The organism is Flavihumibacter sp. CACIAM 22H1 (assembly GCF_001601815.1).
GTDB lineage: Bacteria > Bacteroidota > Bacteroidia > Chitinophagales > Chitinophagaceae > Flavihumibacter.
In genome coordinates, this window is the sequence record NZ_LUKG01000080.1 from 8260 (window position 1) to 12815 (window position 4556).

Below are 4556 nucleotides of genomic sequence, written 5' to 3' on the forward strand. Positions count from 1 at the left end.
AAACCCATTGGCATCCTTATTAAAGAAAGCAAGGAAGCCCACCAGTTGATTGAAGAGTTTATGTTGCTGGCAAACCGGACCGTAGCAGAATATGTAAGCAAAGTAGAACTTAATAAAAAATCACTGCCCTTTCCGTACCGGGTGCACGACCAGCCGGATGAGGAAAAACTGACACCCTTTGCAGCTTTTGCCAGAAAATTCGGACATGGCTTTGATACCAAATCGCCGGAACGCATAGCTGCCTCCTTTAACCAGTTATTACTTGATGTAAAGGGCAAGCCCGAGCAACATGTACTGGAACAATTGGGAATCAGAACCATGGCAAAAGCCGTTTATACAACCAAAAATATCGGGCACTACGGCCTGGGTTTTGAACACTATGCGCATTTTACCTCACCCATTCGCCGTTACCCGGATGTATTGGTACATCGGGTATTGCAGGAGGTGCTGGACGATAAATTTCTTCCCGATAAAAAAATGGAAGAAAAATGTAAGCATTGCAGTGAACGAGAGCGGGCAGCAATGGATGCAGAACGGGCTTCCAATAAATACAAGCAGGTAGAGTACCTTATGAATTTCCTGGGTGAGGAATTTGACGGTGTAATCAGCGGCGTATCTTCTTTCGGTTTCTGGGTGGAGACAGTAGAACATAAATGCGAAGGATTGGTAAGCATTGTAAGTTTAGCCGACTACGACGATTTCAGGCATGTAGAATCCGATTACATGCTGGCGGGCAGACGATCTGGGCGCACTTTTCGTATGGGAGATAAAGTACGCATTAAGGTAGTAGCGGCCAACCTGGAGAAAAGACAGCTTGATTATGAATGGGTCATCAGCACGGCTATTAAGGAAGAAGGAGGAGAAGCGGCCGGAAGAAAAACAACCGGCCGGAAAACCACTCCTAAAAAATCTGCTGCCAAAAAATCAAAAAGGAAAAAATAACATTTTGGAAGAATCTATCAGTTTAAACAAGTTCATCAGTGATACCGGTTATTGCTCCCGCAGGGAAGCCGATGAACTGATAAAAGCAGGCCGGGTTTTATTGAATGGCCGTGCCGCAAGACCTGGAAATCGATGTAAGCCCGGGGATGAAGTGGAGGTTGATGGTAGCCTTATTACCCGCAAGCAAAAGGAGAAACCTGTTTATCTACTGCTTAACAAACCAATTGGTATTACCAGCACCACCGAAGAACAAGTGCAGGGAAATATCATATCATTTTTAAATTATCCTAAGCGGATCTTCCCGATTGGCCGGCTGGATAAGGATTCAGAAGGCCTGATCCTTCTCACCAATGATGGGGATATCGTAAATAAAGTTCTGAGAGCAGGTAATGCACACGAAAAGGAATACCAGGTCCGTGTTCATAAAGCCATTGGTCCCGGTTTTGTAGATCGGATGGAAGGTGGTATTCCTATGCTTGGAACTGTAACCCTGCCCTGTAAGGTTCGGATTACCGGCAAACAAAGCTTTACAATAATACTTACGCAGGGGCTTAACCGGCAAATCCGACGAATGTGTGAAGAGCTTGGTTATGAAGTTACATCCTTAAAAAGGGTACGCATTATGCACCTGCAGTTGGGTACGCTTGCCACCGGCAAATGGCGTTACCTGAGTGAAGCGGAAATATCCAAACTGAAAGAACTGATTGAAGTTTCTTCTGCTGCACCGGTTAAAAACAAACGCAGTAAACCGGCTCCCAAAAAAGAAGCAAGGCCCGAAACACCGCATGTACCGCAGCCGCCTGCAAAGAGTAAATCAGCCAATTCTGCGGCAAAAAAAGGATCTTATAAAGCGTTTAAAGAAAAAGGACGGCAGCGATAGCAAAGCCCACCCTTACCACCCTTACCAGCCACCACCACCACCGCCACCACCACCGCCGCCGCTGGAGCCGCCACCCCGGCTTCCACCGCTACTACTACTGGGTGGGGTGGAAGAGGAGGAAATGGTATTGGACAAACCAGCAGAAACCCCTTTAGCCAGGTCCGAGAACTGCAGGTTGCCGGAAAAACCCCGGCCGGCAAAATAATAGCCAGGCTGGTATCCATTTTTTAAAGCCTGGTTAAGCACTTCGGTGAACTGGGTTGCCCAGGCATTTTCTACGTTAAGTGCAATGGCATAAGGTAGATACCGTTCAAATAATTCGATGGTTTTATCCGGGGGCGTTAAGCTGTCAAACACCCGTTGTTCCGTCTGATTCAGGTAAAGCCTGAAACCTTCTATCTGGTCAGCCACCTGCCTGCCCTTTTCAGAATAGGCAGGCAATAGTTTATAAAATACCAGTTGCATTACAAACAGCACCAGTAAAGAAATAGCGGCAAAAATGGCTAAAGGAGGCGTAAAATGCAGGGATAGAAAAATGATGCTGGCCACCAATGCCCCTACCCATAAAAAGCTTCCTAAAAACAGGTAACCACGGTTTAACGCAAAATAACCATTGGTAGAATGCACTTTACCCCGCTGCAACTGAAACCTGTTTTTTAAGCGGGTTTCCAGCGAGCTGTATTGCGACTTGAGTGTGCTGTTATAGGTGCCCGCTTGTAAGCTAAGTCCGTATAGAGCGGAAATATCAATGCCAAAAAGATTGATCAGGGAAGCACTTGAAAGCGGCGGACTATCAACTGGTTTTTTAAACTGGTAAGTGGTTGCTGAAAACCATCCCGACCCTTTATTAACTTCAATCTGCAGGTGTTTTTGCACAGCGGCATCTACCAGGCTGGCTACAAAAAGATGGCTGCCATACTGTTGCTGATGCAGGTATCCCGTATCGGCAGGCCCTAAGCCGGCAGGTGGTGAAAATTGGGGGTAAATAATTCCTTTTTTGGGGTCACGGCCGTTTTTATACCAGCTTCTCCAGTTATACCACCCTGTAGCTGCAAGAACCAGCACTAACAGGGGCACCAGCCAGTTAGCCCATAGGAAATTCAGCAAAACGCCCATCGTACCCGGAGGTGCCAGTATTCCCTTTTGTATATCGGCGGCAATGGTAAGCCCTTCATACCCGTTTAGGCCGGCATTGGTTTGAAATTCAATATAGTTGGTTCCGGCTGAACCATGGGTACATGCCTGCAGGGTGGCCCCCCGGGCACCAGTATAACATTCAGCCGCTGCAATGATTGCGCCTTGTGGAAAATTTATACGGGCACTCACGGTATCAAACCGGAATTCCCAGCCATTGCCATTTACGTTCCAATAAAGTTCATCGCGGTTAGTATGAAAGATCAGTTGCTGGTTGGTGCTGTATACTATTTCATACGTATGAATACCCCTTGGTAAAAGCAGGTCAGCGTTCCCGATTTGAATTCTTATTCCATTGTTGAGAGAATGGACGGTATAAGGCACTGCTGCTTGCTCTTTTTTTACTGAGCGCAATTGAAAGCCGGTCTGAATCCAATAGCCGTTTTGGTGTAGGTACTTGGTGGGAAAATCACGTACAATGCCTCTTTTGATGGCATCGTTTTCTGAAAGATTACCTCCTTCACCATTGAATAGTTTGATGGTTTCCTTTACCCATAGTTCACCGGAAGCCTGAATATCAATTACCGCCCGGAAATGCAATATCCTGTCCGATTCATCGGCTTCCAATAAGGGGTAAACCGAAGCTGGTGTGGCAATTATCCGTTGTAAGGCATCTTCCGCCAATACCAGGTACTGTTGTTGAAGAGATAAAAAAGCCGCTGAGCCGGGTGGTGGGTGCTGCAACGCTGTTTTTTTATCTAATACAATGTAGTTGCCGAGTAAAAAGGATTTCATTAGTTCGGCTATACGTGGCCGATAAGTGGCATACCTTGCTGTAAACAAGTCCTTACTGATAGATTTTTCCGCGGCAGCTTTTTCTAAAGCGGTTCTTGTGAGGGAGTCCAGTATGGCCGGACGAATAAAACGGCCTGCATTTTCAGTTACCAGAAAGGCCTGCTGCGCCTGGTTTTGCTGGCCATACAGCAAGGAAAAAGTGAATAGTAAACAATAGCAAAGCTTTCGCATAGAAAAGAGATTAAGCTCCAAACCGTATCGGGGGCACTGTTTTGGCTTCGTCCGATTCCTCAAAAAAAGGTGCCGGCTGAAACTGAAATAAACCGGCTACCAGGTTGGATGGAAACACGGCTACCGAGGCATTAAAATTTCGTACGGTAGCATTGTAATACCGGCGGCTCTGATTAAGGTTTGATTCAACCTCCCCGAGATCCTGCTGTAATTGCAGAAAATTTTGGTTGGCTTTAAGGTCGGGATAAGCTTCTGCTACCGCAAAAAAATTGTTCAGGGCTGTATTTAATTGATTACTGGCCTTTATCTGATCGCCGGGTAGGCGGCTTTCCTGGACTTGGTTTCGGCATTCAACAATCGTTCTTAGGGTGCTGCTTTCGTGTAGTGTGGACCCTTTAACGGTTTCTACCAGATTCGGTATCAGGTCATTACGTTGTTGTAAATAGGTTCCGATTCCACTCCAGCCTTCTTTTACCAATAATTGTTGCTTTACCAGGCGGTTGTACAGAAAAACCAGTACCACCACCAGCAAAAAAAACAAAAGCAGCAGCAGGTAGGCAATTGACATGGTGTA

4 protein-coding genes are annotated in these 4556 nt (G+C 46.3%); 2 read left to right on the forward strand and 2 right to left on the reverse strand.

Annotation, left to right across the window (positions count from 1 at the left end; translation table 11 throughout):
- Positions 1-942, forward strand: a 942-nt coding sequence (locus tag A1D16_RS17700; RefSeq protein ID WP_290711960.1) for an RNB domain-containing ribonuclease, incomplete at its 5' end; no start/stop codon positions are given.
- Between the two features lie 4 nt (positions 943-946).
- Positions 947-1822, forward strand: coding sequence for a 23S rRNA pseudouridine(2604) synthase RluF (gene rluF, locus A1D16_RS17705; protein ID WP_290711962.1), 876 nt, complete (start codon positions 947-949; stop codon positions 1820-1822).
- Between the two features lie 21 nt (positions 1823-1843).
- Here the strand turns inward: rluF and A1D16_RS17710 are convergent, their stop codons facing one another.
- Positions 1844-3982, reverse strand: coding sequence for a DUF2207 domain-containing protein (locus A1D16_RS17710; protein ID WP_290711964.1), 2139 nt, complete (start codon positions 3980-3982; stop codon positions 1844-1846).
- A 10-nt stretch (positions 3983-3992) separates the two neighbouring features.
- On the reverse strand, positions 3993-4556 hold a 564-nt coding region (locus A1D16_RS17715), incomplete at its 5' end, for a LemA family protein (RefSeq protein ID WP_290711966.1).